This is a genomic window from Arthrobacter sp. 2MCAF15 (assembly GCF_052115605.1).
GTDB lineage: Bacteria > Actinomycetota > Actinomycetes > Actinomycetales > Micrococcaceae > Arthrobacter.
In genome coordinates this window covers 59,890-85,846 of the sequence record NZ_JBFRGZ010000006.1, presented here as the reverse complement: position 1 = coordinate 85,846, position 25,957 = coordinate 59,890, and the positions used below count along the sequence as shown (strand labels likewise).

Below are 25,957 nucleotides of genomic sequence, written 5' to 3'. Positions count from 1 at the left end.
CTCCCGTTCGTGAAGGAAGGCTCAACAAGTGGTTCGACCCCGTGACAACCGTGCCGCCGGTTCCACCCCGCCGGCCCGGTCAGCTGCCGCTGCCCGGCACACGGCCGACGCCTCCGTTGGCCCGGCCCGCCACCTCGGGGCCGTCCGGCGAACCCCCACCTGGCTGAAAGTCACCACGGGAGTCATCGCGGTGCTCCTGGTCGGCGTGGTCGCATTCGGCGCCTACTGGACCATCCGGCTCCAGGGCAACCTCACCAAGGCCCCGCTGAGCGCCGGCAATGTCCAGTCCGGGAGCGCCGTAAACGACTCGACGGACCGGATGCAGATCCTGATCCTCGGCTCGGACACCCGCGACGGCAAGAACTCGCAGTACGGCACCAGCGATGACTCCACCGGTTACGGCCACTCTGACGTGATGATGCTCATGGACATCTCCGCGGACAACAAACGTGTCAACGTCATCAGCTTCCCGCGCGACCTGCTGGTGGACATCCCGCAGTGCACGGATCCGAAGACGAACAAGGTCTACCCGGCCCAGAGCGGCGTCATGATCAACTCGGCGATGTCCGAGGCCGGCATCGGCTGCGCGGTGGACACCGTCAACAAGCTCACCGGCCTGCAGATCGACCACTTCATGATGGCCGACTTCAACGCCGTCAAGGAACTCTCCAACGCCGTCGGCGGCGTGGAGGTGTGCGTCAGCGACGCCGTATATGACCCCGATTCCAAGCTGAGGCTGCCCAAGGGCAACTCCACCGTCCAGGGCGAACAGGCACTGTCCTTTGTGCGCACGCGGCACGCGTTCGGCGACGGCGGCGACCTCGGCCGCATCAAGGCCCAGCAGGGCTTCCTCTCCGCCCTGACCCGGAAAATCAAGGACGACGGCACGCTCACGAACCCCGCCCGGATGCTCGGCATCGCGGACGCGATCACCAAGAACCTGACCATCGACGACGGCCTCGCCTCGGTTCCGACGCTGCTGACTGTCGGCAACCGGCTGAAGAACATCGACGTCGGCAAGGTGGCCTTCGTGGCCACCCCGACGGTCCCCGCCGAAACGGACATCAACCGGCTGCAGCTGGCTGAGCCCGCGGCGTCCCAGCTGTTCGACGCCATGCGCAGGGACGTTGACCTGACCGATCCGACGGCGAAGCCGGGCGCCTCACCAAGCGCCAGTGCCACCCCGACGCCAACCGCCACGGAACCGGCCTACGACAAGACCCTGCAGCCCATCACCGTGGCCAACGGCTCCGGTGCGCCGGCGCGGACCCAGGAAATCGTTCAGGCCATCAAGGCGGGCGGGTTCTCCAAGGTCGGCCAGCTGGCGGCTCAGCCCGTCGCAAAAACCGCGGTCTACTACGGTGCGGAGTACGCCGACGTCGCCGCGGACGTGGCTGCCCTGCTCGGCGTGGCGCCGGGCCAGGTGCTCCCGGCTGCCGGCGTCGTCGGAGTCCAGGTCTACCTGGGCGGCGACTTCGCCAACGGGACGCCGACGGCAGATGCCACGCCGCAGCTTCCCGCGAACATCGTCAACCAGACGGCAGGCGACACGGTCTGTCAGCAGGCGAACCCGGCGCTGATCACCCGCTAGGTCCCGAACGCGGAAAGGCCCCCGTTCAGATTTCTCTGAACGGGGGCCTTTCCGCGTTCTCACCGGATGAACGCCGGGGTCACCAGATGCTGACGCGCTCCTGTGGCGCCATCCACATGCCGTCCCGATCCGTGACGCCGAATGCCTCGTGGAAGGCGTCCAGGTTCTTGGCGATCTCGTTCGTGCGGAACTCGTTCGGCGAGTGCGGGTCAGTCGCCAGCCGGCGGATGGCCTCTTCATTCCGGATGACCTGCCGCCACCCTGCCGCCCAGGACGCGAAGAAACGCTGGACCCCGGTCATGCCGTCGAGCACCGGGGATTCCTGCCCGTCGAGGCTGATCAGGTAGGCCTTATACGCAATGGTGAGGCCACCGAGGTCGCCGATGTTCTCGCCCAGAGTCAGCTTGCCGTTGACGTTGTGGCCCGGGGCGGCGCTGGGGGAGAGCGCGTCGAACTGCGCCACCAGCTTCGAGGTCAGTGCCTCGAAGGCGGTGCGGTCGTCCTCGGTCCACCAGTTGCGCAGCAGGCCGCTGCCATCGTACTGCGAGCCCTGGTCATCGAAGCCGTGGCCGATTTCATGGCCGATCACGGCACCGATCCCGCCATAGTTGACCGCGTCATCGGCGTCGGCCGTGAAGAACGGAGGCTGCAGGATGGCGGCGGGGAACACGATCTCGTTCAGCAGCGGATGGTAGTAGGCGTTGACCGTCTGCGGGGTCATGAGCCACTTCTCCCGGTCCACGGGCTTGCCGACCTCGTCGAGGTGACGGTCGACGTCGGCGCTGTGCGCGCGCTCCACGTTCCCCAGCAGATCTGCGGGATCCACCTGCACCGCCGAATAGTCGATCCACTTGTCCGGGAAACCGATCTTGGCTCGGAAGGAGTCCAGCTTCTTGAGCGCCTCGAGCTTCGTGGCCTCGCCCATCCAGTCCAGCCCGGTGATGGATTCCCGGTAAGCCTCGATCAGGTTGGCCACGAGGGTCTGCATGCGAGCCTTATGGCCCTCGGGGAAATGCTCGGCCACGTAGATCTGGCCGACGGCCTCACCCAGTGCCGCCTCGACCACCGCGACGCCGCGCTTCCAGCGGTCCTTGATCCGCGGCGTCCCGCTCAGCGTGGTGCCATAAAAAGCGAAGTTTGCGTCCACGAACGCCGAGGACAGGTACGGGGCGGCCGAGCTGACGACGCGCATGGCCAGCCACTCCTGCCAGGCCGCCAGCGGTTCTGTCTCCAGCAGCGACGCGGCGCCGGCGAAGAAATCGGGGGTGCTCATCACCAGTTCGGTTCGCTTCTCCGGCTCGATGCCGGCGGCGTCGAACCAATCGGCCAGCAGCGGGAACAGCTCCGCCGCCTCGGCGGCGGACTTCAAGTTGTACGTCTTCTGCGGATTCCGCAACGTCACATTGTCCCAATGGTGTGAAGCCAGCGCGGTTTCCAGCGCCACCACGCGGCCTGCCGCGCCCTCGGGGTCGGCCACGTCCGCGAGGCCGAGCATGGCCTGGACGTGCTCGCGGTAGGCCTGGACCATCGGGGCGAACTTCTCTTCCCGGTAATACGACTCATCCGGCAGGCCGAGGCCACCCTGGCCGGTGTACAGCAGGGTCCGGTCCGGGTTTCCGGCGTCCGGAGCCGGGTAGATGTAGAACAGCCCCGAGACGTCGGCCCGGAAGAGCCGTCCGGCCAGCGTAACCAGTCCGGCCACGGACTCCGTGGCAAAGACCTCCGCGAGCCGGGCCCGGAGCGGCTCCAGGCCCTTGGCCTCCACCGCGGCTTCGTCCATGAAGCTGTTGTAGAGGTCCCCGATCTTCCGCTCGATGCCGGTGGCGTCGGCGCCGCGCGCGGCGGCCCGCTCGATAATCTCTTTCACGGCGAGCTCGGAAGCATCGCGCAGCGAAGTGAACGTTCCCTCCAGCGGCCGGTCGTCCGGGATGACAGTGCTCTTGAGCCAGCCGCCGTTCACGTGCTGGTACAGGTCATCCTGCGGACGGACGCTGGCGTCGATGGTGGACAGGTCGATCCCCGAAAGTGGCACGTATGCTCCTTTGAGAGGCAGTCCGGCACCGGAGCGTGTGATCGGTGCACGGTCTGCATGGTGGACGTTACGGTGGTCTGGCTCCTTCATCTTACGCACCCGTGTTACTGTGAAATGGTGCGCGCAGAACTGCTTCTCCTTAGCTGCCGCGGCGAGGCCTCAGACGCGATCTAGCGCAAGGCCCACCCTCGCTGCGGAGTTTGTGTTGCCCGGCCACCCTTTCACCAAGAATCACAGAAAAGGCCCCGATAAGTAATGCGAAACGCACAGAAGCCCTCAGGAATGCCGGTCCACCGCTACATCCCGTTCCAGGACCAGATCACCGTTGAACTGCCGGACCGCACCTGGCCGGACAAAGTCATCACCAAGGCCCCGCGCTGGTGCGCAGTGGACCTGCGGGACGGTAACCAGGCCCTCATCGATCCGATGAGCCCGGCCCGCAAGCTGAAGATGTTCCAGCTGCTGGTCCAGATGGGCTACAAGGAGATCGAGGTCGGCTTCCCCTCCGCGTCGCAGACGGACTTCGACTTCGTCCGGCAGCTGATCGAGGGCAACCACATCCCCGACGACGTCAYGATCCAAGTCCTGACCCAGGCCCGTGAACACCTGATCGAGCGGACCTATGAGTCCCTGGTCGGCGCGAAACAGGCGATCGTCCACCTCTACAACTCCACGTCCGTCCTGCAGCGCCGCGTGGTGTTCAACCAGGACGAAGACGGCATCCTGGACATCGCCCTGCAGGGCGCCCGGCTGTGCAAGAAGTACGAGGAAACCCTCGTCGATACGCACATCACCTACGAATACTCGCCCGAGTCCTTCACCGGGACCGAGCTGGCCTACGCCGTTCGGGTCTGCAACGCGATCGCCGACGTCTTCGAGGCATCCGCCGACAGCCAGGTCATCATCAACCTGCCCGCCACCGTTGAGATGGCCACCCCCAACGTCTACGCCGACTCCATCGAGTGGATGAGCCGCAACCTGCACCCGCGGGAGGGCATCATCCTGTCCCTGCACCCGCACAACGACCGCGGCACCGGCGTCGCCGCCGCCGAGCTGGGTTACATGGCGGGCGCAGACCGGATCGAGGGCTGCCTTTTCGGCAACGGCGAACGGACCGGCAACGTGGACCTGGTGACCCTGGGACTGAACATGTTCGTCCAGGGCATCGACCCCATGATCGACTTCTCAGATATCGACGAAATCCGCCGCACGGTGGAGTACTGCAACCAGCTGCCCGTGGCCGAGCGGGCCCCCTACGGCGGAGACCTCGTCTTCACCGCGTTCTCCGGCTCGCACCAGGACGCGATCAAGAAGGGCCTGGAGGCACTCGAAAAGGATGCCGCCGCGGCCGGCAAGGACGTCGCCGACTACACCTGGCAGGTCCCGTACTTGCCGGTGGACCCGAAGGACCTGGGCCGGAGCTACGAGGCGGTCATCCGGGTCAACTCGCAGTCCGGCAAGGGCGGCGTCGCCTACCTGCTCAAGAACGAACACAGCCTGGACCTGCCGCGCCGCGCCCAGATCGAGTTCTCCGGCGTCATTCAGAAGCGGACCGACACGGTTGGCGGAGAAGTCAGCGGAGCCCAGCTGTGGCAGGTCTTCCAGGATGAATACCTGCCCTCGGGTTCCGCCGACGCGCAGTGGGGACGCTACGCCCTCGGCTCGATCAGCACAGAGACTGACGAGGACGGCGACATGACCCTGACCGCCGCGTTGAAGATCGACGGAAACCTGGTTCGCCGGAGCGGCACCGGCAACGGCCCCATCGCGGCCTTGCTGAGCATCCTGCGCGAGGACGGCGTGGACGTCCGAGTCCTGGACTACAGCGAACACGCACTCTCCGAGGGCGGCAGCGCCCTGGCCGCCGCATATGTCGAATGCGCCGTGGGCGAGCGCGTGCTCTGGGGCGTGGGGATCGACGCCAACACCAGCACGTCCGCCCTCAAGGCCGTCATCTCGGCCGTGAACCGCGCCATCCGGGACGCCCGCGCCTGATTTGGTCCGCCGACACGGCAAGCCCCCTCACTGAAGAACTGCGCCGCCGGATCATTCCGGCGGCGCAGTTTTTTGCCGTCACGTTGTTTACGCCCGGAAGTGATTCCAGCACAGCAATGTTTTCAGCTCGGCAGGGCGTTACGCGCGCCACCGTGATCAGGCATAGCTGGCGGTAACGGTCTTGGCCTTTCCGTCGAGTCGGATTCGCCCGCCGTAGGGGAGGATCCACTGCGGCCTGGTGTGGCCGAACGGGACTCCGATGCAAACGACGGCGTCCGGGTTGTACCGGGCGACTTCGGTGATGACCACGTCCCGCTGTGCATCGCGCAGCCGGGCCCGTTCGGCGCCAGGCGGAACCTGCCCGTGGCTGCTGACCGGTGGCCTGGCGACCATCACGCCGTCGACCGCCCCAAGGACACCACGTTCGCCGAGCGCCCGAATCCATCGCTTGACCCAATCTGCGGGAGCCAGCAGTTCGCTGGTTTCCAGGAGCAGGATGGCGCCCCGGAGCGCGTCGACGGAAGGCAGCCTGTCGGCGATGCCCAGCTGGTCCAGCACTTCGATGCAGCCACCCCACGTGTGGCCGGAGACCGCGCGTTCAGGACCTGTCCACGCCCAAGGTTCGGTCGGTTCGCGGTCGCCGTACTCGACCAGTGCCCGCGGATCGAGCCAATCTGGCCCGAAGTCCTCCGATTCCCCGGGATCGGTGATCTCGAGCTCGCCCCCAGTGAGCAGCGCAGCGCGCAGGGAAGCGACATGGACGTCGTCCGCACCGGGCCCGGCGCCGAGATGGACTTGGGTCGAACCGCCATAATATGCGGGTATTCCCAGTGACCACAGCCAGTTGAGCAGGTTGGTGTTGTCGCTGTATCCGATGAAAATCTTGGGATTCGCCGCAACCACCGCCTCGTCGAGATGCGGCACGACCGTGATCTGGTCGTCGCCGCCGATCGTGGCGAGAATCGCGTGGATGCCGGGATCGGCGAACGCCGCATTGATGTCCGCAGCCCGCTCCTCGGGACTGGATCCAAGTTTGCGGGTCGTCGGGAACTCCACCGGAACCAACCCCGTAGCCGCAGTGAGCCGCCGCATCGCCTGCTCATGCACGGCGGGGGCGAATCCGGGCGCCGCGAACGAGGGGGAGAGTACCGCCACCCGGCCGCCCGGAACGAGCTTCGGAGCGGACAAGTTCAGCTGCGAATAATCCCTCCAACCATCGAACCAGATTGGGCGCGCGTCCGGGCAACCGGAGGCCACGACCTGCCGGTGAAAGGATCTTCAGCGTGCTGCGGCGTTGGGTTTAGGGCAACAGCGCCTTAACCGGCCATCCGACGCTGCGATTCGTGGCCCATGCCATGAATCAACAGAGACAGTGCGAAGATTAACTGTGGCCCAACAATCCTTCGCAGCGCGCGCCTACCGTGATGACGCCGTCGTACTGCGTACCCACAAGTTGGGCGAGGCGGACCGGATCATCACCCTGCTGACGAAGCACCACGGCCAGGTCCGTGCGGTGGCGAAGGGTGTCCGCCGCACCAGCAGCCGATTCGGCGCCAGGCTGGAACCCTTCATGGTGGTCGATCTGCAACTGGTTTCCGGACGCACCCTGGACGTTGTTACGCAGGCCGTGGCCAAGGGCGCCTACGGCTCAAACATCGCGGCCGACTATGGCCGGTACACCGTGGCGGCCGCCATGACGGAAACGGCGGAGAAGCTCACGGACGTCGACGGCGAAGCCGGAACCGCCCAGTACAACCTGCTGGTGGGCGCGCTGGCGTCGCTGAGCCGTGGAGATCATGCCTCCGAGCTCATCCTGGATTCTTACCTGCTCCGGGCCCTTGCAACCGGCGGCTGGGCGCCCAGCTTTACCGACTGCGCCAGATGCGGTGCGCCGGGCCCGCACACGGCTTTTTCCGCACCGCTGGGCGGCATGGTCTGCCCAGCGTGCCGGCCGCCGGGATCCCCGGCGCCGGCACCGGAGACGGTGCTCCTGCTCGGTGCCCTGCTGACCGGGAACTGGACGACGGCGGATGCCTCGCAGTCCGTCCACCGCCGGGAGGCGGCCGGCCTGGTGGCAAGCTATCTCCAGTGGCATCTGGAACGAGTCCTGAAATCCCTCAAACATGTGGAGCGAACGTAAAAGTGGCATTGGGAAGAAGTCTGGGAAGGAACCTGGATAAGAGCCAGGCGAAGCAGGGCAAAGTCCGGCAGCGGACCACGCCGGTGGTGGCTCCCTATCCGCACCCGTCCGGCGCGGTGCCGCCGGCCATCCCCGCGGAGCTCATTCCGAGGCACGTGGCGATCGTCATGGACGGAAACGGCCGCTGGGCCAACCAGCGCGGCCTGCCGAGGATCGAGGGCCACAGGGCGGGGGAGCCTGCCCTGTTGGACGTCGTGGCCGGCGCGATCGAACTCGGTATCGAGCACGTCAGCGTGTACGCCTTCTCCACTGAGAACTGGCGCCGGTCCCCCGAGGAGGTGCGCTTCCTCATGGGCTTCAACAAGGACGTGCTGCGCCGGCAGCGGAACCAGCTGGACGAGTGGGGCGTGCGCATCCGCTGGTCCGGGCGGCGTCCGAAACTGTGGGGCTCGGTGATCCGCGAACTCGAAGAGGCCGAGGACTACACCCGGGGCAACAGCACGTGCACCCTGAACATGTGCGTCAACTACGGCGGACGCGCCGAGATCGCCGACGCCGTCTCCGCGATCGCGGAGGAAGTGGCGCAGGGCCGGCTCAAGCCGGGAGCCATCACCGAGCGGACCATCCAGAAATTCCTGGATGAGCCGGACCTGCCGGACGTTGACCTGTTCCTGCGCAGCTCCGGGGAACAGCGGCTGTCCAACTTCATGCTGTGGCAGTCGGCCTACGCCGAGTTCGTGTTCCTGGACACGCTGTGGCCGGACGTGGACCGCCGGACACTGTGGGACGCCGTGGAGATCTATGCCCAGCGGGACCGCCGCTACGGCGGAGCGGTCGACGCCGCCTCCGCCGCGGGCGGCGAAGTCACCTGACCGGCTTGCCGGTACTCGACGGCGTCGCGGTCCGCGTCAATCGAACACGTACGCCCTGAGCCACCGGGACAGCCGGGAGTAGGCGTCCGCGCGGACACGAGGTGCGGACAGGAAGACGTCGTGCAGGGCGCCGTCAATCCGCTCCAGGGTGACGGTGCGGCCCAGGCTGAGTGCGCGCAGGGCGATCGTGTTCACGTCCAGGACCGCGTCGGTGCGGCGCATGGACTCTTTCCAGAACATCCCGTTGGCGCTGGCACCGGAAATCAGCACGAGGATGGGTACATCGATGTTCAGGCCGCGGGCCACCTTGGACTGTCCGCTTAGCACGGCGCTGAGCCAGCCGGCGCGGACCGGAAAGGCGTGCGGCGGGCGGTAGGCATCGTCCAGGGCCCATTCGCCTTCCGCGGCGCTGCTGATGCTGCGCCAATAGAAGGCACGCTCGGGTAGCCGGATCACCGACTCCGGCCAGAACCTGGCGAACGGCTCCACCATGGTCCGGGCGGCGCGGCGCAGGGCCGGGCTGCCGTGGACCTCCAGCCACGGGCTGTCCAGGACCAGATGCGATGCCACTCCGGGATGCCGGTCGGCCCACAACGCCGCGATCAGGCCGCCGGTGGAGTGACCCATCAGCGTCAGTTGCGGCGCCGCTCCGGCCGGTCGGAGCGAGCCGATGATGCCGATCGCCGCCGTAATTTCGGCGTCGTAGTTGTCCAGGTCGGCCACGTACCCGCCGTGGGTACCCGGCCGCAGGCTGCGGCCGTGGTTGTGCATGTCGAGGGCGAAGAACTCAAAACCCTGCCCGGCCCAGAACTCGGCAAGTTCCTCGTTGAAGAAATAGTCACTCCAACCGTGCAGGAACAGCACGGCCCGGGCCGGCAGCGCCGCGGGCTGCGCCGGCCCGAGCGGGACGTAGCGGACCAGGGTTGCGGTGCGCAGCACGCCGTCGGGCCCGGCTGCCTCAAAGGCGCATGCCTGGAAATCGTCCCCCAGTATGTCCGTCCGCCACTGCATCGACTCTTCCTCCTGCGCTGCTTTCTTGTGCCGCTGGTCTGTGCTGCTGGCCGGACTGCTGACCTATGCCGCCGAAGCCGCGGCGCGGCCGGCCGAACGCCCGGAGAAGAGACATCCGCCCAGGAACGTGCCCTCGAGTGCCCGGTAGCCGTGGATTCCACCGCCGCCGAACCCGGCGGCCTCACCGGCGGCGTACAGTCCGGGTACGGGCTGCCCGGCGGCATCCAGGACCCGCGACTGCAGATCCGTGTGCAGGCCGCCGAGGCTCTTGCGCGTCAGGACCGAGAGCCGGACTGCAAGCAGGGGACCGTGGCGCGGATCCAGCAACCGGTGCGGCGGCGCCACCCGCATGATCTTGTCGGTGGCGAAACGGCGTGCGGCCCGGATCGCCGCCAGCTGCGGGTCCTTGCCCAGCCCGCTGGAAAACTGCCTGTCCCGGGCCCGGATCAGGTTCTCGAGGGACTCGGCGTCAATGAGTCCTTCGCCGGACAAACCGTTCATTTGTTCGGCCAGGCTGGCGGGATCCGCTGCCTGCAGGAAGTCCACACCGTGGTCCAGGAAGCGTTGCAGCGGGGTGTCGCTGCCGGGCATCAGCCGGGCGGCCAGCAGCCGGACATCCTTGCCGGTGAGATCGGGGTTCTGCTCCGATCCGGAGAGCGCGAACTCCTTCAGGGCGATGGCCCTGTTAAGGACGAACCATGAATGGGCATGTCCCGTGGCCAGGATGTGGCGAAGCGCCCCGAGCGAATCGAAGCCCGGATACAGGGGAGCGGGGAGCGGCCGTCCCGTGGCATCGAGCCACATGGCCGACGGTCCGGGCAGGATCCTGATGCCGTGCCGCGGCCAGACGGGAGCATGGTTGTGGATGCCCTCCGGGTAGTGCCACATCCGGTCGCCATTGATGAGGCTGCCGCCGGCCCGGCCCACGGCCGGGAGGAAATCCCCGTCCACGGAAGCGGGCACGCCGCTCAGCATACGCTCCGGCGCCACGCCGCCGGGCCATTGCCTGCGGACCGAATCGTGGTTGCCGCCGATGCCGCCGCTGGTCACCACCACGGCCGCGGCCGCAGCCTCGAAGGCGCCGGCCGGGCGCCGCGAAGACTCTTCGCCCCGCCCCGCACTGCTGTCTTCGAGCAGTTCGCCGCGGACACCGCTCACCCGGCCCGCGGTTTTCACGAGCTCGGTGGCACGGTGCCGGAAATGGAAGGAGACCCGCCCGGCGGCTTCGCCTTCGCGCAATTTGGCCAGGAACGGGGCCACCAAGGCGGGGCCGGTACCCCACGCGACATGGAAGCGCGGGACAGTATTGCCGTGGCCGTCGGGGCCGTAGCCGCCGCGTTCGGCCCACTGAACCAAGGGAAACAGCCTGACGCCCAGGGCGGCGAGCCAGGCACGTTTCTCCCCGGCGGCGAAGTTCACGTACGCGGCCGCCCACTTCTTTGCCAGCGCGTCCTCCGGCCGGTCGAACCCGGCGGACGCGTGCCAGTCTGCGAGGGCCAGCTCCTCACTGTCCCGGACCCCGAGCCGCCGCTGTTCGGGGGAGTTGACCAGGAACAGGCCGCCGAAGGACCAGTGCGCCTGGCCGCCGACGGAGGCTTCGGGTTCCTGCTCGAGCACGGCCACCCGCCTGCCCGCGGCGTAGGCCTGGGCCGCGGCGACGAGTCCGGCCAGGCCCGCGCCGACCACCACCACATCGGCCTCGATCAAGCGGCCCGGCACGCCGCCCCCCGTTCCGACACCTTCATTGCTGGTCATGGCTTCATGCTAACTCGGGCCGGCGCCCTTCCGGGGCCCGTCCCACGGCGCGACCCGCCATACACGCACGGGCAGTCACAACGTCAGTCACAACTCCCGCCCGCCGGTGCGTTGGTTTGGTCTGCGCGGGCCGAACCGGAAAACTAGAGGCATGCGCGTATATCCCACCTTCTTCCGGCTCGCCTTCTCCTGGATGGACGCCGAACGCGCCCATAAGATCGGGTTCAAGGCCATCCGGCTCGCCCACAGCAGCGGCGCAGGGCGACTGCTGCACAAGTTCACCGCCCCGGCGGCGTCCCTGCAGACCCAGGCCTTTGGCCTGACCTTCCCGTCGCCGTTCGGGCTCGCGGCCGGCTTCGACAAGGAAGGCCACGGCATCGAGGCTCTGACCGAACTGGGCTTCGGCCATGTCGAGGTCGGCACCATCACCGGCCATGCCCAGCCCGGAAACCCGGCGCCGCGGCTGTTCCGCCTGGTCGAAGACCGGGCCGTCATCAACCGCATGGGCTTCAACAACGACGGCGCCGCGGCGGTCGCCCCGCGGCTGAAGTCCGCCCGGGCCGCCCTTCAGCGGCAGCACCCCGGCGTGCGGCCCGTGATCGGTGTGAACATTGGCAAGAGCAAGGTGGTTGGGCTCGAGGACGCGGTGTCGGATTATCTGATCAGCGCGCGCAGCCTGGCCCCGGCAGCGGATTATCTCGTGGTCAACGTCAGCTCGCCCAACACGCCGGGCCTGCGGCTGCTGCAGGACGTTGAGACCCTTCGCCCGCTGCTGGCAGCAGTGGGGGAGGAGGCGGACAAGGCGGCCGGCCGCCACGTTCCGTTGCTGGTCAAGATCGCGCCCGACCTCAGCGATGAGGACATCGACGACGTCGCGCGCCTGGCGCTGGACCTGAAGCTGGACGGCATCATCGCCACCAACACCACGATCGCCCGCAGCGGACTTTCCTCCAGCCAGGACAAGGTCGAAGCGTGCGGCGCCGGCGGGCTTTCCGGAGCACCGCTGAAAGCACGGTCCCTCGAAGTGCTGGCCAGGCTCAAGTCCGTCACGGGCGGAGCCCTGACCCTGGTCTCGGTGGGCGGCGTCGAAACCGCCCAGGATGTGCAGGAACGGCTGGACGCCGGTGCCACCCTCGTCCAGGGCTACACGGCTTTCCTCTACGAGGGCCCCTTCTGGGCCGCCCGCATCAACCGGCTGCTGGCCAGCCACCCGAGCCGCCGCTAGGCGTTCCGGGCGAGCGGACCCGGACGCTGCGGCGCAACTCAAAGCCCCGGGTTAACAGGGAAGCCCCCGGCAGTTCACTGAACTGCCGGGGGCTTCCCGATTGAAGAATTCTAGGAGCGGATGATCAGGCGGGGAACTGGCCGCGGTTGACCTGGGGCTTGGGCAGGCGCAGGCGGCGGAACTGCAGGGAGCGCATGGAGCCGTACCAGACGGTGCCGCGCTCCACCTCGCCGAACTTTTCACCCAGCCGCTTCTTGAGCTTGCGGGAGAGGATGAAGACGTCCACGAAGACCGCCAGGAACATGACCCAGAAGGCGCCCAGGACGTAGATCATCTGCGCGCTGGAAGCAGGCACCAGCAGCGAGATGACAACGAACAGCAGGGCTCCGAACATGAGGTACTCGCCCAGGCTGAACCGCGCATCGACGTAATCACGGGCGAAGCGCTTCTGCGGACCCTTATCGCGCACGGGCAGGAACTTCTCGTCACCGCTGTCCATGGCCTGCCGCATCTTGAGCCGCTGGTCCGCGACGGCGGCGCGCTCGGCGGCCTTGGAAGCCTTGCGGTCCTCCGGCACGAGCGGGCGCTTGCGGGCCGCCTCCTGGGCGCTCCGCTTGGGCGTGGGTGCGCCCTTGCCGGTCACGGCGCCCCGGGCTGCTGCCTCGGCCGCCTGCTGGTCAACTACGTCCTGCGCCGTAGGCGCTTCCTTTTTACGTCCAAACACCCCTAAAGAATACCCCGCAGACACAGGCGCGAGACCCAGCCCACACGGCGTCGGGCCAGTGATGACTTTGTTCAAGGTTTAGCGTGATCCAGCGCACGGGTAGTGTTTTGGCCATGACATCTTCTACCGCGGGGAACCCGCAGACCGCACTGGACCACGCCGGCACCATCGACGCCGAAGCCCTCCGTCAAGCCGTTACCGAATCGTTCGATCAAACGATCAGCCAGTTGACGGATCTTGTTGCCATCCCGGGCATCGCCTGGCCCAGCTTTGATCCTGCCCCGCTGAACCGCAGCGCCGACGCCGTCGCCGGCCTGGTGCGTGCCAGCGGATTCGACGACGTCCGGATCCTCCGCTGCGACAAGGAAGACGGGACGCCCGGCGGGCCCGCCGTCGTCGCACGCCGTCCGGCCGCCGAGGGCAAGCCGACCGTTCTGCTGTACGCCCACCACGATGTCCAGCCGACCGGCGACCTGGCGCTGTGGGACACCGACCCGTTCACCGCCGTCGAACGCGACGGCCGGCTCTTCGGCCGCGGTGCCGCGGATGACAAGGCCGGCATCCTCGCCCACATTGCTGCCTACTCGGCGGTGACGCGTGTGCTTGGCGAGGAACTTGGCCTGGGCGTGACGTTCTTCTTCGAAGGCGAAGAGGAAGCCGGTTCCCCGACGTTCCGGTCCTTCCTCGAGACCCACCGCGAACTGCTCCGCGCCGACGTGATCGTCGTGGCCGACTCCAGCAACTGGAAGGTCGGCATTCCGGCGCTGACCACTAGCCTGCGCGGACTGGTGGACGGCACCATCGAGGTCAAGGTCCTGGACCACGCGGTGCATTCGGGCATGTTCGGCGGCCCGGTGCTGGACGCCCCGACGCTGCTGGCACGCCTGATCGCGACCCTTCACGACGACGAGGGCAGCGTTGCGGTCGAGGGCCTGGTGAGCCGCGATGACGTGCTCGTGGACCTCACCGAGGAGGAGTACCGAACCGACGCGTCCGTGCTCGACGGCGTGAAGCTGGCCGGAACAGGGAGCATTGCGTCACGGATGTGGACCAAGCCCGCCCTTTCCATCATCGGCTTTGACGCCCCCGCCGTGGACGTGGCCTCCAATACCCTCCTGCCGCGGGCTCGGGCCAAGTTCAGCCTGCGCCTCGCCCCCGGACAGGATCCGGCGGCGGCAATGGACGCGGTCCGCAAGCACGTTGAAACGAATGCCCCCTTCGGCGCGCAGGTCGTGTTCACCCCGGGGGAGAGCGGCAACTCCTTCCTGACCGATACCAGCTCGAAGGCCGCGTCCGTGGCCATGTGGGCCCTCGGCGAGGCCTGGGGCGTGCCCGCCGTTGAAATGGGGATCGGCGGGTCGATTCCCTTCATCGCGGACCTGACAGAGCTCTACCCCGACGTGCAGATCCTCGTGACCGGGGTCGAAGATCCCGATTCCCGCGCCCACAGCGCCAACGAATCGCTGCACCTCGGTGACTTCCGGAACGCCATCGTCGCCGAGGCCCTGCTGCTGGCGCGTCTCAACGAGGAAGGTGCGCTCTAGCCACCAACCCGTCCCGGGCCGGCCGGGGGAACATCCAGCCGTCTCCCACAGTTACGTCAGGAGTTAGAGCTACAGGGCTGCGCGAAGTAGCATGTAGCTATAGCCCATACCGTTTAAGTAGGGGCGGGCACCGTGCGAACGGGGCCGCCACCACCGTTGCAAGAAGGTAGGCCATGAGCACTACAACCAATGAAAACAGCGCCGACGCCACTGCCGCTGAGGCCGGCGAGCTGGCCACGCATGAGGTCAAGCTGACCGACGTGGCAGCTGGCAAGGTCCGCAGCCTGCTCGAGCAGGAAGGCCGCACCGATCTGCGCCTCCGCGTTGCCGTGCAGCCCGGCGGTTGCTCCGGCCTGATCTACCAGCTCTACTTCGATGAGCGTTTGCTCGATGGGGACGCAGTGCGCGACTACGACGGCGTGGAGGTCGTGGTCGACAAGATGAGCGTTCCCTACCTCAGCGGTGCCAGCATCGATTTCGAGGACACCATCTCCAAACAGGGCTTCACGATCGACAATCCCAATGCCGGCGGGTCCTGCGCCTGCGGAGATTCGTTCCACTAATTCTTATCCACTAAGGCCGGGCATTTTGCCCGGCCTTAGTGGCGCAGGATCCTCAACGAGCGGCGGCCATAAAAAGCTCCCGACGCACGGTGCGGACATGTGGGCGAAAACTCCCGGGGAGCGGTAAGCTCTACACCGAGTAGTAAAACTTTTCGTTTGCCCTGCCCGTAATTCGCGGGGCAACAGCAACAAGTAGGAAGGGCCGTCTGTGAGTTCGCAGAACCGAACCGGCAGCCGACGCAAACAGATCACTACGATCACTGGCTTGGCACTAGCCGGCGCGTTGGCTTTGACTGGATGTTCACCAGAGGTACAGAGGGGCTGGTTGCCCACCGAGCGTGACACCACAAATCACACTGGCCTCATCATGGACCTCTGGGTCAACTCATGGATTGCCGCGCTGGTCGTCGGCATCATCACCTGGGGCCTGATGATCTGGTGCGTCGTCGCCTACCGCCGCCGCAAGGGCACCGTGGGCTTCCCCCGCCAGAACAGCTTCAACCTTCCGCTTGAAGTGTTCTACCTGACGATCCCGCTGTTCATGGTCCTGGTGTTCTTCTACTTCACCGACCGCGACACCGCGTCGATCGATGACCGCTCCAAGCCGGCCGACGTCGTCGTCGACGTCCGCGGCAAGCAGTGGGCATGGGACTTCAACTACAAAAAGGGTGAAGTCGTCACCGGGGACGTCCACGAAGCTGGCGTCCAGGCCCACCTGACCGGCAACGACGTGGACAAGGAAAAGCTGCCCACCCTGTACCTGCCGGTCAACAAGTCGATTGACCTCGAGCTCAACTCCCGCGACGTCATCCACTCCTTCTGGGTACCTGCGTTCCTGCAGAAGCGGGACATGATTCCCGGCAAGACCAACTACATCCGGTTCACCCCCACCAAGGAGGGAACCTACGACGGCAAGTGTGCCGAACTTTGTGGCGAGTACCACTCCGAAATGCTGTTCCGCGTGAAGGTTGTCTCCGAGTCGGAGTTCCAGGCGCACATGAACAAGCTGCGCCAGGACGGGAACACCGGCCTGCTCGGTGAAGAGTACGACCGCAACCCGGCCCCGACCGAAACCAAGTAAGGCGAGCGACGTGGCAACTTACACTCAATCCGCCGGGATCCTCGAGGCTCCCGTAGTACCGAAGTCCAAGGGGCGCATCGTCGTCAACTGGATCACCTCGACCGACCACAAAACGATCGGGTACATGTACCTGATCGCGTCGTTCGTCTTCTTCTGCTTCGGCGGCATCATGGCGCTGCTGATCCGTGCCGAACTCTTCGAGCCCGGCATGCAGATCCTGCAGACCAAAGAGCAGTACAACCAGCTTTTCACGATGCACGGCACCGTGATGCTCCTGATGTTCGCGACGCCGCTGTTTGCCGGCTTCACCAACGTCATCATGCCGCTGCAGATCGGTGCCCCCGACGTCGCGTTCCCGCGACTGAACGCGCTGGCCTTCTGGTTCTTCCTCTTCGGTTCAACCATCGCCGTGTCCGGCTTCATCACCCCGCAGGGTGCCGCGTCGTTCGGCTGGTTTGCCTACGCGCCGCTGTCTAACACGACGTTCAGCCCCGGCGTGGGCGGTGACCTATGGGTCTTCGGCCTGGCGCTTTCCGGCTTCGGCACCATCCTTGGCGCGGTCAACTTCATCACCACGATCATCTGCATGCGCGCCCCCGGCATGACCATGTGGCGCATGCCGATCTTCACCTGGAACGCCCTCGTGACGTCCATCCTGGTCCTGATGGCCTTCCCGCCGCTGGCCGCCGCCCTGTTCGCCCTCGGCGCGGACCGCCGCTTTGGTGCCCACATCTTCGATCCGGAGAACGGCGGTGCCGTCCTCTGGCAGCACCTGTTCTGGTTCTTCGGCCACCCCGAGGTGTACATCATCGCGCTGCCGTTCTTCGGCATCGTCTCGGAGATTTTCCCGGTCTTCAGCCGCAAGCCGATCTTCGGCTACAAGGGCCTGGTGTACGCGACCATCTCCATCGCCGCCCTGTCCGTGACCGTGTGGGCCCACCACATGTACGTCACCGGCTCGGTCCTGCTGCCGTTCTTCTCCTTCATGACGATGCTGATCGCCGTTCCGACCGGTGTGAAGTTCTTCAACTGGATCGGCACCATGTGGCGCGGTTCCATCACCTTTGAAACCCCCATGCTCTGGAGCATCGGCTTCCTGGCAACGTTCCTCTTCGGTGGCCTGACGGGCATCATCCTGGCCTCGCCGCCGCTGGACTTCCACGTCTCGGACTCCTACTTCGTCGTGGCCCACTTCCACTACGTGGTCTTCGGCACCGTCGTGTTCGCCATGTTCGCAGGCTTTTACTTCTGGTGGCCCAAGTGGACCGGCAAGATGCTGAACGAGCGCCTCGGCAAGATCCACTTCTGGATGCTGTTCCTCGGCTTCCACGGCACCTTCCTGATCCAGCACTGGCTGGGTGTCGAGGGTATGCCCCGCCGCTACGCCGACTACATGCCGCAGGATGGCTTCACGTGGATGAACCAGTTCTCCACCATCGCCTCATTCGTCCTCGGTGCCTCACTGATCCCGTTCTTCTGGAACGTCTACATCACCTGGCGCAGCAACGAGCGCGTGGAAGTTGATGACCCGTGGGGCTTCGGCGCCTCGCTCGAGTGGGCCACGTCCTGCCCGCCTCCGCGCCACAACYTCACCTCCCTGCCCCGCATCCGCTCCGAACGTCCTGCCCTGGACCTGCACCACCCGGAGCTCTCCCAGTCCTACACCGTCGACTCGCCTGCTCCGGCAGCAGCAGCCCTCGGTAACGCCGACCAGAAGGACACCGCCAAGTGAAACTCGAATCAAGAATTTTTGGCTTCGGCGTCTTCTTCTTCGTGCCGGTGGCGTTCATCTACGGTTACCTGACCCACTGGAGCGAATGGGTAGGCATCCTCGGAATCCTGCTCGTGGGCGGTCTTGCCGGCATGATCGGCGCGTACCTCGGCTTCACCGGCAAACGCGTGGGCATGCGCCCCGAGGACCGCAACGACGCCGAAATCCATGAGGGAGCCGGCGAGCAGGGACACTTCAGCCCCTGGAGCTGGTGGCCGCTGATGCTGGGCCTGTCCTGCGCAACAGGCTTCCTCGGCCTGGCCGTTGGCTGGTGGATCGTCTTCATCGCCGGCGGAATGGCAGTAGTCGCCCTGGTCGGCTGGGTCTACGAATACAGCCGCGGTGACCACGCGCACTAGCGTCCACCCGGACTAAAAGTTCATATTGCACGACGGCGGGCCCCACCTTTTGGTGGGGCCCGCCGTCGTATGCGTCCGGGACGCGGGTGCTGCGCGCGGGAGGGTGTCAGGCGGCTGCTGCCGACTCCAAAAGGACTCCCAGTTCCTCGAGCGCGGTCTGCGCCTCCGTGAGGCTGCAGAGGGCCGGGAGGGCCTCCGCAGCGACGGCCAGCTCGACTTCGCAGCCGCATTCGAAGTCCTCGGTCATGACTTCCAGCAGCGAGCGGGCGTCGACGCCGGGCCTGCCGTCCTTGCTGATGGTGACCGGGAGTCCGGTGGCCGTGACGGCCCGGACAAATACGGCCGCCGGCCGGGCGTGGAGGCCGATGGCGGCCGTGACGATTGCCTTGCGAACTGGCAACGGGACTCCCTCATGCTGGTGTTGGTTCTGCAGGTGGTGCAAGTGGACGGGTGCCGTCGACGACGGATTGGTCGGGAAGGCGGGGATTCATCAGACCGGGGGGCTCCGTTGCCCGTCAGCAGTCTGCAACTTCAAGGGTAGCCGCGGGGGAGGGGCCGGCACGACATGAGACGGCCCGGTGGTCTAGACCTGCAGGGCAACGGGCTTACCCTTGAGATATGAATGTTTTACCCGCGCCTGAGCCCAACTGGAGGCTGACCCATGGCGTCCTCTAACGCGTCCAGGATGATTGGCGAGATCGACCGTGAGAGCGGCGTGCCCATCTACGTGCAGCTGCGGGAAATACTGCGTGCGCACATCGCGGCCGCCTGCCCGCCGGGATCGGCGCTGCCGTCCGAGCGGGACCTTGCCCAGCGCTTCGGCCTTGCCCGGATGACCGTCCGCCAGGCCATCGATGCCCTGGTGGGCGAGGAAGTGATTGAGCGCGTCGTGGGGCTGGGCACGTTCGTGCGCAAACCCAAACTCGATCTCCAGGTCAAGCTGACCTCCTACAGCGAGGAGATGCAGCGCCGCGGCATGGTCCCGGCTGCTAAGGTCCTGAGCTTCGAGCAGATCGCCGCCAGCGCCTTCCTGGCCCGTGAGCTTCAGCTGGAGGAAGGGACGCCGCTGGTCCGGTTCCGGCGGCTCCTGCTGGCCGACAACGAGCCCATGAGCGTGGACGAGAACTTCATCCCCGCCCACCGGGTTCCCGGCCTGCTCGACGGCGAACCGCCCACCTCCCTGTACAACGTGCTCAGCGAACGCTTCGGGCTGGTCATGGAATGGGGCGAGGACATGATCGAGGCGACGGCCGCATCGCCGTCGACGGCCCGGCTCCTGAACGTCGAGGTCGGCACCCCGCTGCTGAAGATCCAGCGCCACGCGTTCGTGGCCCGCGCCATGGTGGACTACTCCGTGTCCTACTACCGTGCCGATCGCTACAAGCTCTGGGTGCCCCTGCAGCGCCCCGGCGTCCGGCCCACGCGCAACTACGCCTCGGGGTACCGCCCGTAACCCAGACCAACGCGGGGTCCCTTTGCGCCCATGAAGCCCCTGGGATGGGCGCCAAGTGACAACCATAGAAGGATCTCCGCGTTGCTGTTGCACTCCGGAATGCAGGAAGGCCCGGTCCCCAAGGGGACCGGGCCTTCCGATTATCTACTTGCAGCCTCTTAGTGGCTGAGCGACTTCGACTCTGCTGCTTCGATCGCTTCGTGCGCGCCGTGGTGGCCGTGGGCGGCCTCCAGCTCGGCGGGCGTGGCCGGGGCAACCCGGTCCTCGAAGAACCAGCGGGAGAGCGCAGCGCGGCGCTTTTCCTTGCGGTCCACAACGCCGTGTTCGTTCGGCACCGCGGGCAGCGGGGCCGGCGACTCGAAGCCCACGAGCTTGTAGCGCTTGTACTCGTCCAGCGGGGCGTGAACCTCGATGAACTCACCGTGCGGAAGGCGCACGATGCGGCCGGTTTCGCGGCCGTGCAGGGCAATCTCGCGGTCCTTGCGCTGCAGCGCCAGGGCGACGCGCTTGGTCACGATGAAGGCGATGACCGGGCCGATGAAGAACAGTGCGCGCAGCCAGTAGGTGACATCGTTCAGGGCCACGTGGAAGTGGGTGGCGATGAGGTCAGAGCCTGCGGCGGCCCACATTACGCAGTACCAGACGAAACCGGCCATGCCGATCGCCGTACGGGTCGGAGCATTGCGGGGACGGTCCAGGACGTGGTGTTCGCGGTTGTCCTTGGTGACCCAGCGCTCAATCCACGGGTAGGCGAACATGACCGTGAAGAGGATGCCGGCCGGGACGAGTGCCGGAAGCAGGACGTTGAACGTGAACATGTGGCCGAACCAGATCTGTTCGACTTTCCAGTCCCCGATCGTGCCCGGCATCAGGCGCAGAGCACCGTCAACGAACCCGATGTACCAGTCAGGCTGAGTGCCGGCGGAAACCGGCGAGGGGTCGTACGGACCGTAGTTCCAGATCGGGTTGATGGTGAAGAACGCCGCCATGAGGGCAACCACACCGAATACGATGAAGAAGAAGCCGCCGGCCTTGGCCGCGTAGACCGGGCCCAAAGGGTAGCCGACGACATTGCCGTCGTTGCGGCCGGGGCCGGGGTACTGCGTGTGCTTGTGCACAACCACCATGAAGAGGTGCATCACGATCATCAGCAGGATGAGTGCGGGTACCAGGAGGATGTGCAGCATGTACAGGCGGCTGATGATCATGGTGCCCGGGAACTCGCCGCCGAAGAGGAAGAACGAGGTGTAGGTGCCGATGACGGGGATGGACTTGATAACGCCGTCGATGATGCGCAGGCCGTTGCCGGAGAGCAGGTCATCGGGGAGCGAGTAGCCGGTGAAGCCTGCAGCCATGGACAGGATGAGCAGGACGCTGCCCACCACCCAGTTCAGCTCGCGGGGCTTGCGGAACGCGCCGGTGAAGAACACGCGGAGCATGTGCACGGACACCGAGGYGACGAACAGCAGGGCCGACCAGTGGTGTACCTGGCGCATGAACAGGCCACCGCGGACATCAAAGGAGATGTTCAGGGACGAGCTGTACGCCACAGACATTTCAACGTTCTTCAGCGGCGTGTAGGAGCCCGCGTAGTGCGTTTCCGCCATGGACGGATCGAAGAAGAAGGTCAGGAACGTGCCCGAGAGCAGCAGGATGACGAAGGAATACAGCGCCACTTCGCCGAACATGAACGACCAGTGGTCCGGGAAGACCTTCCGGCCGAACTCGCGGAGGATGCCGGAGCCGCCAACACGCTGGTCGACGAAGTCAGTGATGCGGCCGCCCGTAGTCTTGGCGACGAAGACGGGGGCATCAGGCGTTAGGGATGAGGACATGCTGCTCACGCTCCCAGTAGCTCGGTCCAACGGGTTCATGGAAGTCGCTCGTGGCGACCAGGTAGCCCTCGGCGTCGACTGCGATAGGCAGCTGGGGAAGAGGGCGGCTGGCGGGGCCGAAGATAACCTTGCACTGTTGGGTCAGGTCGAAGGTTGACTGGTGGCACGGGCACAGCAGGTGGTGGGTCTGCTGCTCGTACAGGGCAACAGGGCAACCAACGTGGGTACAGATCTTGGAGTACGCAACGATGCCGTTGTAGGCCCAATCGACGCGTTCCGGGGAAGGGTGGAGTTCGCTCGGGTCCAGGCGCATGAGCAGGACAACAGACTTGGCCTTCTCGTTCAGCTTGCCTTCACTCAGCTCGTTCAGCCCTTCCGGGATGACGTGGAAAGCAGAGCCGATGGTGACGTCCGCGGCCTTGATGGGAGTGCCATCGGGGTCGCGGGCAAGGCGCTTCAGTCTGCCGTCCGGAGCCGGCGCCCACAATGTGTGGGCCAGCGCGAAGTCCGGCCGGGGGCCAAGGTCACCGAAGATAGCCAATGCCGGCAGGGGCGCCAGTGCGACCGCGCCGAGCAGAGTGTTGCGGATCAGCGGCCGGCGCTTGATGCCGGTTTCTTCCACAATGTCATCAACGATGCGGACGGCGGCCTGGCGGTCTTCTTCGGTTCGGATCGCGTGGCGCTCTTCCGAGACCTCGTGGTCCGGCATCAGGGCCTTGGCCCAGTGGACGATGCCGGTACCGATGCCCAGCATCGCGAACGCGGTGCCGATGCCCAGCAAGGCATTCTGGAGGCGGATCGTGGCGATCGAGGAATCATTCCCCAGATCGATCGCGAAGTACGACACCAGGAATATCAGGGTGCCAACGACCGAGGTCCCGAACAGAAGGGCTACCTGCCGTTCTGCTTTCTTTGCGGCCCTCGGGTCCGTGTCAGCCAGGCGCAAACGGTGCGGGGGAAGTCCAGGATCCTGGAACTTCTCCACCCCATTCTGACCAGCCGTAGCTACGGTGCCCGAGTGGTTCGGACTGCCGTCACTATGGTTGCCCATAATTCGCCTCATCCTTCTCTCGTCTCGGCTTCTGCCGAGTTAGGTTTCAATTCGAACTGCTGACGTGTCAGCAGAAAATTCTTACAGGTGTAAGGCCCGCTTACGAAGTGCGGGACGTGAGCCAGATCGTGAACGCGATGATGACGCCCAAGCCGGCAATCCAAACAAAGAGACCTTCGGAAACCGGTCCCAGGGCCCCAAGATCTGCGCCGCCGGGTGAACCGTTGGCTTCAATCTGCTTCAGGTAGGTGATGATGTCGCGCTTGCCCTCGGGGGAGATGTTCGCGTCACTGAAGACCGGCATGTTCTGGGGACCAGTGACCATGGCTTCGTAGATGTGCTGACCGGAAACTCCGGCGAGGGCCGGGGCAAACTTGCCCCGGGTGAGGGCACCGCCGGCAGCTGCAGCGTTGTGGCACATGGCGCAGTTGGTGCGGAACAGCTCTCCACCCTTAGCGGCGTCGCCCTTCTCGTCGAGCACACCCGCCTCGGGAATGGCCGGGCCGGGGCCGAGCGAGGCAACGTAAGCAGCGAGCTGCTTGGTCTGTTCCTCGTTGAACTGGGCGGGCTTCTGCTGGGCCTGGGGGCCGTTCATCTGCATGGGCATACGGCCGGTGCCGACCTGGAAGTCAACAGCAGCGGCACCGACGCCCACAAGGGAAGGCCCGGCCTGCGAGCCACTGGCACCCATGCCGTGGCAGGTGGCGCAGTTGGCGGCAAAGAGCTTGCCGCCTTCCTCTACGTCACTTGCGCTGTAAGTGGTGGTGTCGGCCTTGGCCTGGTTGACGGTGGTGGCAACGGCGTACAGCCCACCCGTGACCAAGAGGCCCATCAGCAGCAGTGCTATTGCTGCCAGTGGGTGACGTCGCTTCTGCGAGAGTGCCTTCACGTGGTGGTTCCTTTTTTCGATCCTGCGGTGGCTCCGGGAGCCGCTTCTATAAATTCTGCCTCTTGTAGAAAAAGAGTCAAACCTGCTACTTGAGGACGTAGATGACCAGGAAGAGGCCAATCCAGACGACGTCCACGAAGTGCCAGTAGTACGAGGTGACAATCGCCGAAGTTGCTTCAAAGTGCCCGAACTTCTTCGCCGCGAAGGAACGTCCCATGATGAGCAGGAAGGCAATCAGGCCGCCGATCACGTGCAGGCCGTGGAAGCCGGTGGTGATGTAAAAGGCTGAACCGTAGGCGTTGGAGGACAGCGAAACATGCTCGGAAACGAGCATGGCGTACTCGGTCGCCTGGCCGGCGACGAAGAAAGCACCCATGAGGAACGTCAGGATGAACCATCCGTTCATTCCCCACTGGGTGAAGCTGAAGCGTCCGCCGGTCCGGCGCGGCTGGAGCCGTTCGGCAGCGAAGACGCCCATCTGGCAAGTAAAGGAACTTGCCACGAGGACGATGGTGTTGACGAGCGCAAACGGGAAGTTGAGCTTGGCTGTCTCTTCGGCCCACATCAGTCCGGAAGTCGAACGGAGTGTGAAGTACATGGCGAAGAGACCGGCGAAGAACATCAACTCACTGGACAGCCACACAACGGTTCCTACAGAAACCATGTTGGGGCGGTTCAGCGTCGGGTGCGCCGGGGTACTGGGGGCATGGGTCGCAGATGTCACATAGACATTATGTCTATAAAACTCCGTACTGCCCAACGCAAACCGCCTTTTCGGAGGACTTTTTCTACAAAGACGCGAATTCGCGCGGAAAAGTTCCCGGAGGGGTTCACATTGGTCATCGCGGGGCCGACCTCGATAGCATCGGGAGGTGACTTCTCAGGCATCCGCACCGGCGGCAGGCAACACCTGGCCGCGGCTCATCAACGCACTCATCGGCGGCGCAGACCTCACCGCCGGGAGCACCGAATGGGCCATGAACTCCATCATGTCGGGCGAGGCGACGCCGGCCCAGGTGGCCGGGTTCCTGGTGGCGCTGCGGTCCAAAGGCGAGACTGTGGATGAGTTGGCTGGCCTGGTGGAGGCGATGATCTCCAATGCCAACCCCATAGACATCCCCGGTGAGAAGCTGGACATCGTCGGCACCGGCGGCGACCAGCAGAACACCGTCAACATCTCCACGATGGCCGCCCTCATCGCGGCCGGCGCCGGTGCCAAGGTGGTCAAGCACGGCAACCGCGCGGCGTCGTCCTCCTCGGGATCCGCCGATGTCCTGGAAGCCCTCGGCGTCCGACTGGACCTCCCCATTCCCCGCGTGGCACGCAACGCCGAGGAGGCGGGAATCACTTTTTGTTTCGCCCAGGTTTTCCACCCCTCGATGCGCCACGCCGCCGTCGCCCGCCGCGAACTCGGCGTTCCGACTGCCTTCAACTTCCTGGGTCCCATGATCAACCCCGCGCATGTCCAGGCTTCGGCCGTGGGCGTCGCCAATGAGCAGATGGCCCCCCTGGTGGCCGGAGTGCTGGCCAAACGAGGCAGCCGCGGCCTCGTCTTCCGGGGGAACGATGGCCTGGATGAGCTCACAACCACTGGCCCGTCGCGGGTGTGGGAGATCCGCAACGGTGAGGTCACGGACAAGATGTTTGACCCGCGCGATCTCGGCATCCGGCAGGCCACTTTGGAAGAGCTGCGCGGCGGCGACGCCGAGGCAAATGCCGCCGTCGTCCGCGCTGTCCTTGGCGGCGCGCCGGGGCCGGCCCGCGATGCCGCGCTGCTCAACGCCGCGGCCGGGCTGGTGGCGTTCGACCTCGACGCTGTGGGTCCGCTCACGGAACGCATGGCAGCCGCGTTCAAGCGGGCCGAGCAGTCCGTTGAATCCGGTGCTGCGGCCGCCGTGCTGGACAGGTGGGTCGCTCTGTCTCAGTCCGCCTGAGCGAACTCAGGCGGCCCTGACCACAGGCACCGCATCACCGCAAGGCACGCCTGACAATAAAGCACCCACTACAACGACGGGCCCGGCAGATTCTGCCGGGCCCGTCGTTTGTGTTGCTTGCGCTGCCAGTTG

Annotated in this window: 22 protein-coding genes; 12 read left to right on the top strand and 10 right to left on the bottom strand. The window is 65.8% G+C overall.

The window, feature by feature from the left end:
• Positions 1–28: 28 nt before the first annotated feature.
• The gene (locus AB4089_RS09160) at positions 29–1,591 is read left to right on the top strand and encodes an LCP family protein (protein WP_441408972.1); all 1,563 of its coding nucleotides are present in this window, start codon (positions 29–31) and stop codon (positions 1,589–1,591) included.
• A 79-nt stretch (positions 1,592–1,670) separates the two neighbouring features.
• Here the strand turns inward: AB4089_RS09160 and AB4089_RS09155 are convergent, their stop codons facing one another.
• Positions 1,671–3,623, bottom strand: a complete 1,953-nt coding sequence (locus AB4089_RS09155) for a M13 family metallopeptidase (RefSeq protein WP_441408971.1) — start codon at positions 3,621–3,623, stop codon at positions 1,671–1,673.
• A gap of 255 nt (positions 3,624–3,878) precedes the next feature.
• Here AB4089_RS09155 and leuA point away from each other — a divergent pair, with 255 nt between their 5' ends.
• Complete coding sequence (gene leuA / locus AB4089_RS09150) at positions 3,879–5,618, top strand: 2-isopropylmalate synthase (RefSeq protein ID WP_441408970.1); 1,740 nt, start codon at positions 3,879–3,881, stop codon at positions 5,616–5,618.
• 156 nt (positions 5,619–5,774) lie between these two features.
• Here the strand turns inward: leuA and AB4089_RS09145 are convergent, their stop codons facing one another.
• Positions 5,775–6,806: a S66 family peptidase gene (locus AB4089_RS09145; protein WP_441408969.1), complete on the bottom strand. Its 1,032-nt coding sequence runs from the start codon at positions 6,804–6,806 to the stop codon at positions 5,775–5,777.
• Positions 6,807–7,005: 199 nt separating this feature from the next.
• Between AB4089_RS09145 and recO the strand changes: the two genes are divergently transcribed.
• Together recO and AB4089_RS09135 are read left to right on the top strand one after the other, a co-directional pair.
• Positions 7,006–7,758 carry a DNA repair protein RecO gene (gene recO / locus AB4089_RS09140; RefSeq protein ID WP_441408968.1) on the top strand — a complete coding sequence of 251 codons (753 nt, stop codon included), beginning with the start codon at positions 7,006–7,008 and terminating at the stop codon, positions 7,756–7,758.
• A gap of 20 nt (positions 7,759–7,778) precedes the next feature.
• Positions 7,779–8,630 carry an isoprenyl transferase gene (locus AB4089_RS09135; protein WP_441409075.1) on the top strand — a complete coding sequence of 284 codons (852 nt, stop codon included), beginning with the start codon at positions 7,779–7,781 and terminating at the stop codon, positions 8,628–8,630.
• Between the two features lie 36 nt (positions 8,631–8,666).
• On the opposite strand, the gene AB4089_RS09130 is transcribed toward AB4089_RS09135, so the two are convergent.
• Together AB4089_RS09130 and AB4089_RS09125 are read right to left on the bottom strand one after the other, a co-directional pair.
• Positions 8,667–9,641, bottom strand: a complete 975-nt coding sequence (locus tag AB4089_RS09130; RefSeq protein ID WP_441408967.1) for an alpha/beta hydrolase — start codon at positions 9,639–9,641, stop codon at positions 8,667–8,669.
• Between the two features lie 63 nt (positions 9,642–9,704).
• Positions 9,705–11,396 carry an FAD-binding dehydrogenase gene (locus AB4089_RS09125; protein WP_441408966.1) on the bottom strand — a complete coding sequence of 564 codons (1,692 nt, stop codon included), beginning with the start codon at positions 11,394–11,396 and terminating at the stop codon, positions 9,705–9,707.
• Between the two features lie 151 nt (positions 11,397–11,547).
• Between AB4089_RS09125 and AB4089_RS09120 the strand changes: the two genes are divergently transcribed.
• Complete coding sequence (locus tag AB4089_RS09120) at positions 11,548–12,621, top strand: quinone-dependent dihydroorotate dehydrogenase (RefSeq protein ID WP_441408965.1); 1,074 nt, start codon at positions 11,548–11,550, stop codon at positions 12,619–12,621.
• A 124-nt stretch (positions 12,622–12,745) separates the two neighbouring features.
• Here the strand turns inward: AB4089_RS09120 and AB4089_RS09115 are convergent, their stop codons facing one another.
• Positions 12,746–13,345, bottom strand: coding sequence for a DUF3043 domain-containing protein (locus AB4089_RS09115; RefSeq protein WP_441408964.1), 600 nt, complete (start codon positions 13,343–13,345; stop codon positions 12,746–12,748).
• A 113-nt stretch (positions 13,346–13,458) separates the two neighbouring features.
• Between AB4089_RS09115 and AB4089_RS09110 the strand changes: the two genes are divergently transcribed.
• The 5 genes from AB4089_RS09110 to AB4089_RS09090 all read left to right on the top strand — a co-directional run bounded on the left by AB4089_RS09110 (position 13,459) and on the right by AB4089_RS09090 (position 18,663).
• Complete coding sequence (locus AB4089_RS09110) at positions 13,459–14,889, top strand: dipeptidase (protein WP_441408963.1); 1,431 nt, start codon at positions 13,459–13,461, stop codon at positions 14,887–14,889.
• A gap of 173 nt (positions 14,890–15,062) precedes the next feature.
• The gene (locus AB4089_RS09105; RefSeq protein WP_441408962.1) at positions 15,063–15,452 is read left to right on the top strand and encodes a HesB/IscA family protein; all 390 of its coding nucleotides are present in this window, start codon (positions 15,063–15,065) and stop codon (positions 15,450–15,452) included.
• 208 nt (positions 15,453–15,660) lie between these two features.
• Complete coding sequence (gene ctaC / locus AB4089_RS09100) at positions 15,661–16,533, top strand: aa3-type cytochrome oxidase subunit II (protein ID WP_441408961.1); 873 nt, start codon at positions 15,661–15,663, stop codon at positions 16,531–16,533.
• Positions 16,534–16,543: 10 nt separating this feature from the next.
• Positions 16,544–18,265, top strand: a complete 1,722-nt coding sequence (gene ctaD / locus AB4089_RS09095) for an aa3-type cytochrome oxidase subunit I (protein WP_441408960.1) — start codon at positions 16,544–16,546, stop codon at positions 18,263–18,265.
• Positions 18,262–18,663, top strand: coding sequence for a cytochrome c oxidase subunit 4 (locus tag AB4089_RS09090; protein ID WP_441408959.1), 402 nt, complete (start codon positions 18,262–18,264; stop codon positions 18,661–18,663). The genes ctaD and AB4089_RS09090 overlap by 4 nt, the downstream gene beginning before the upstream one ends.
• A gap of 106 nt (positions 18,664–18,769) precedes the next feature.
• Here the strand turns inward: AB4089_RS09090 and AB4089_RS09085 are convergent, their stop codons facing one another.
• Positions 18,770–19,063 (bottom strand): HPr family phosphocarrier protein, encoded by a 294-nt coding sequence (locus AB4089_RS09085; RefSeq protein WP_441408958.1) that lies wholly within the window; start codon positions 19,061–19,063, stop codon positions 18,770–18,772.
• A gap of 261 nt (positions 19,064–19,324) precedes the next feature.
• Between AB4089_RS09085 and AB4089_RS09080 the strand changes: the two genes are divergently transcribed.
• The gene (locus AB4089_RS09080) at positions 19,325–20,116 is read left to right on the top strand and encodes a GntR family transcriptional regulator (protein ID WP_441408957.1); all 792 of its coding nucleotides are present in this window, start codon (positions 19,325–19,327) and stop codon (positions 20,114–20,116) included.
• Between the two features lie 158 nt (positions 20,117–20,274).
• Here AB4089_RS09080 and qcrB read toward each other — a convergent pair whose 3' ends face one another.
• From qcrB to ctaE, 4 genes are all read right to left on the bottom strand, one after another.
• Positions 20,275–21,951 (bottom strand): cytochrome bc1 complex cytochrome b subunit, encoded by a 1,677-nt coding sequence (gene qcrB / locus AB4089_RS09075; RefSeq protein WP_441408956.1) that lies wholly within the window; start codon positions 21,949–21,951, stop codon positions 20,275–20,277.
• Entirely contained in the window at positions 21,929–23,002 is a 1,074-nt protein-coding gene (qcrA, locus tag AB4089_RS09070) for a cytochrome bc1 complex Rieske iron-sulfur subunit (protein WP_441408955.1), read from the bottom strand. Before qcrA ends, qcrB begins: the two co-directional genes overlap by 23 nt.
• Before the next feature lie 100 nt (positions 23,003–23,102).
• Positions 23,103–23,891: a cytochrome bc1 complex diheme cytochrome c subunit gene (qcrC, locus tag AB4089_RS09065; RefSeq protein WP_441408954.1), complete on the bottom strand. Its 789-nt coding sequence runs from the start codon at positions 23,889–23,891 to the stop codon at positions 23,103–23,105.
• Positions 23,892–23,976: 85 nt separating this feature from the next.
• Positions 23,977–24,615: an aa3-type cytochrome oxidase subunit III gene (gene ctaE, locus AB4089_RS09060; RefSeq protein ID WP_230009034.1), complete on the bottom strand. Its 639-nt coding sequence runs from the start codon at positions 24,613–24,615 to the stop codon at positions 23,977–23,979.
• Positions 24,616–24,763: 148 nt separating this feature from the next.
• Between ctaE and trpD the strand changes: the two genes are divergently transcribed.
• Entirely contained in the window at positions 24,764–25,825 is a 1,062-nt protein-coding gene (trpD, locus tag AB4089_RS09055) for an anthranilate phosphoribosyltransferase (RefSeq protein WP_441408953.1), read from the top strand.
• Positions 25,826–25,957: the final 132 nt, after the last annotated feature.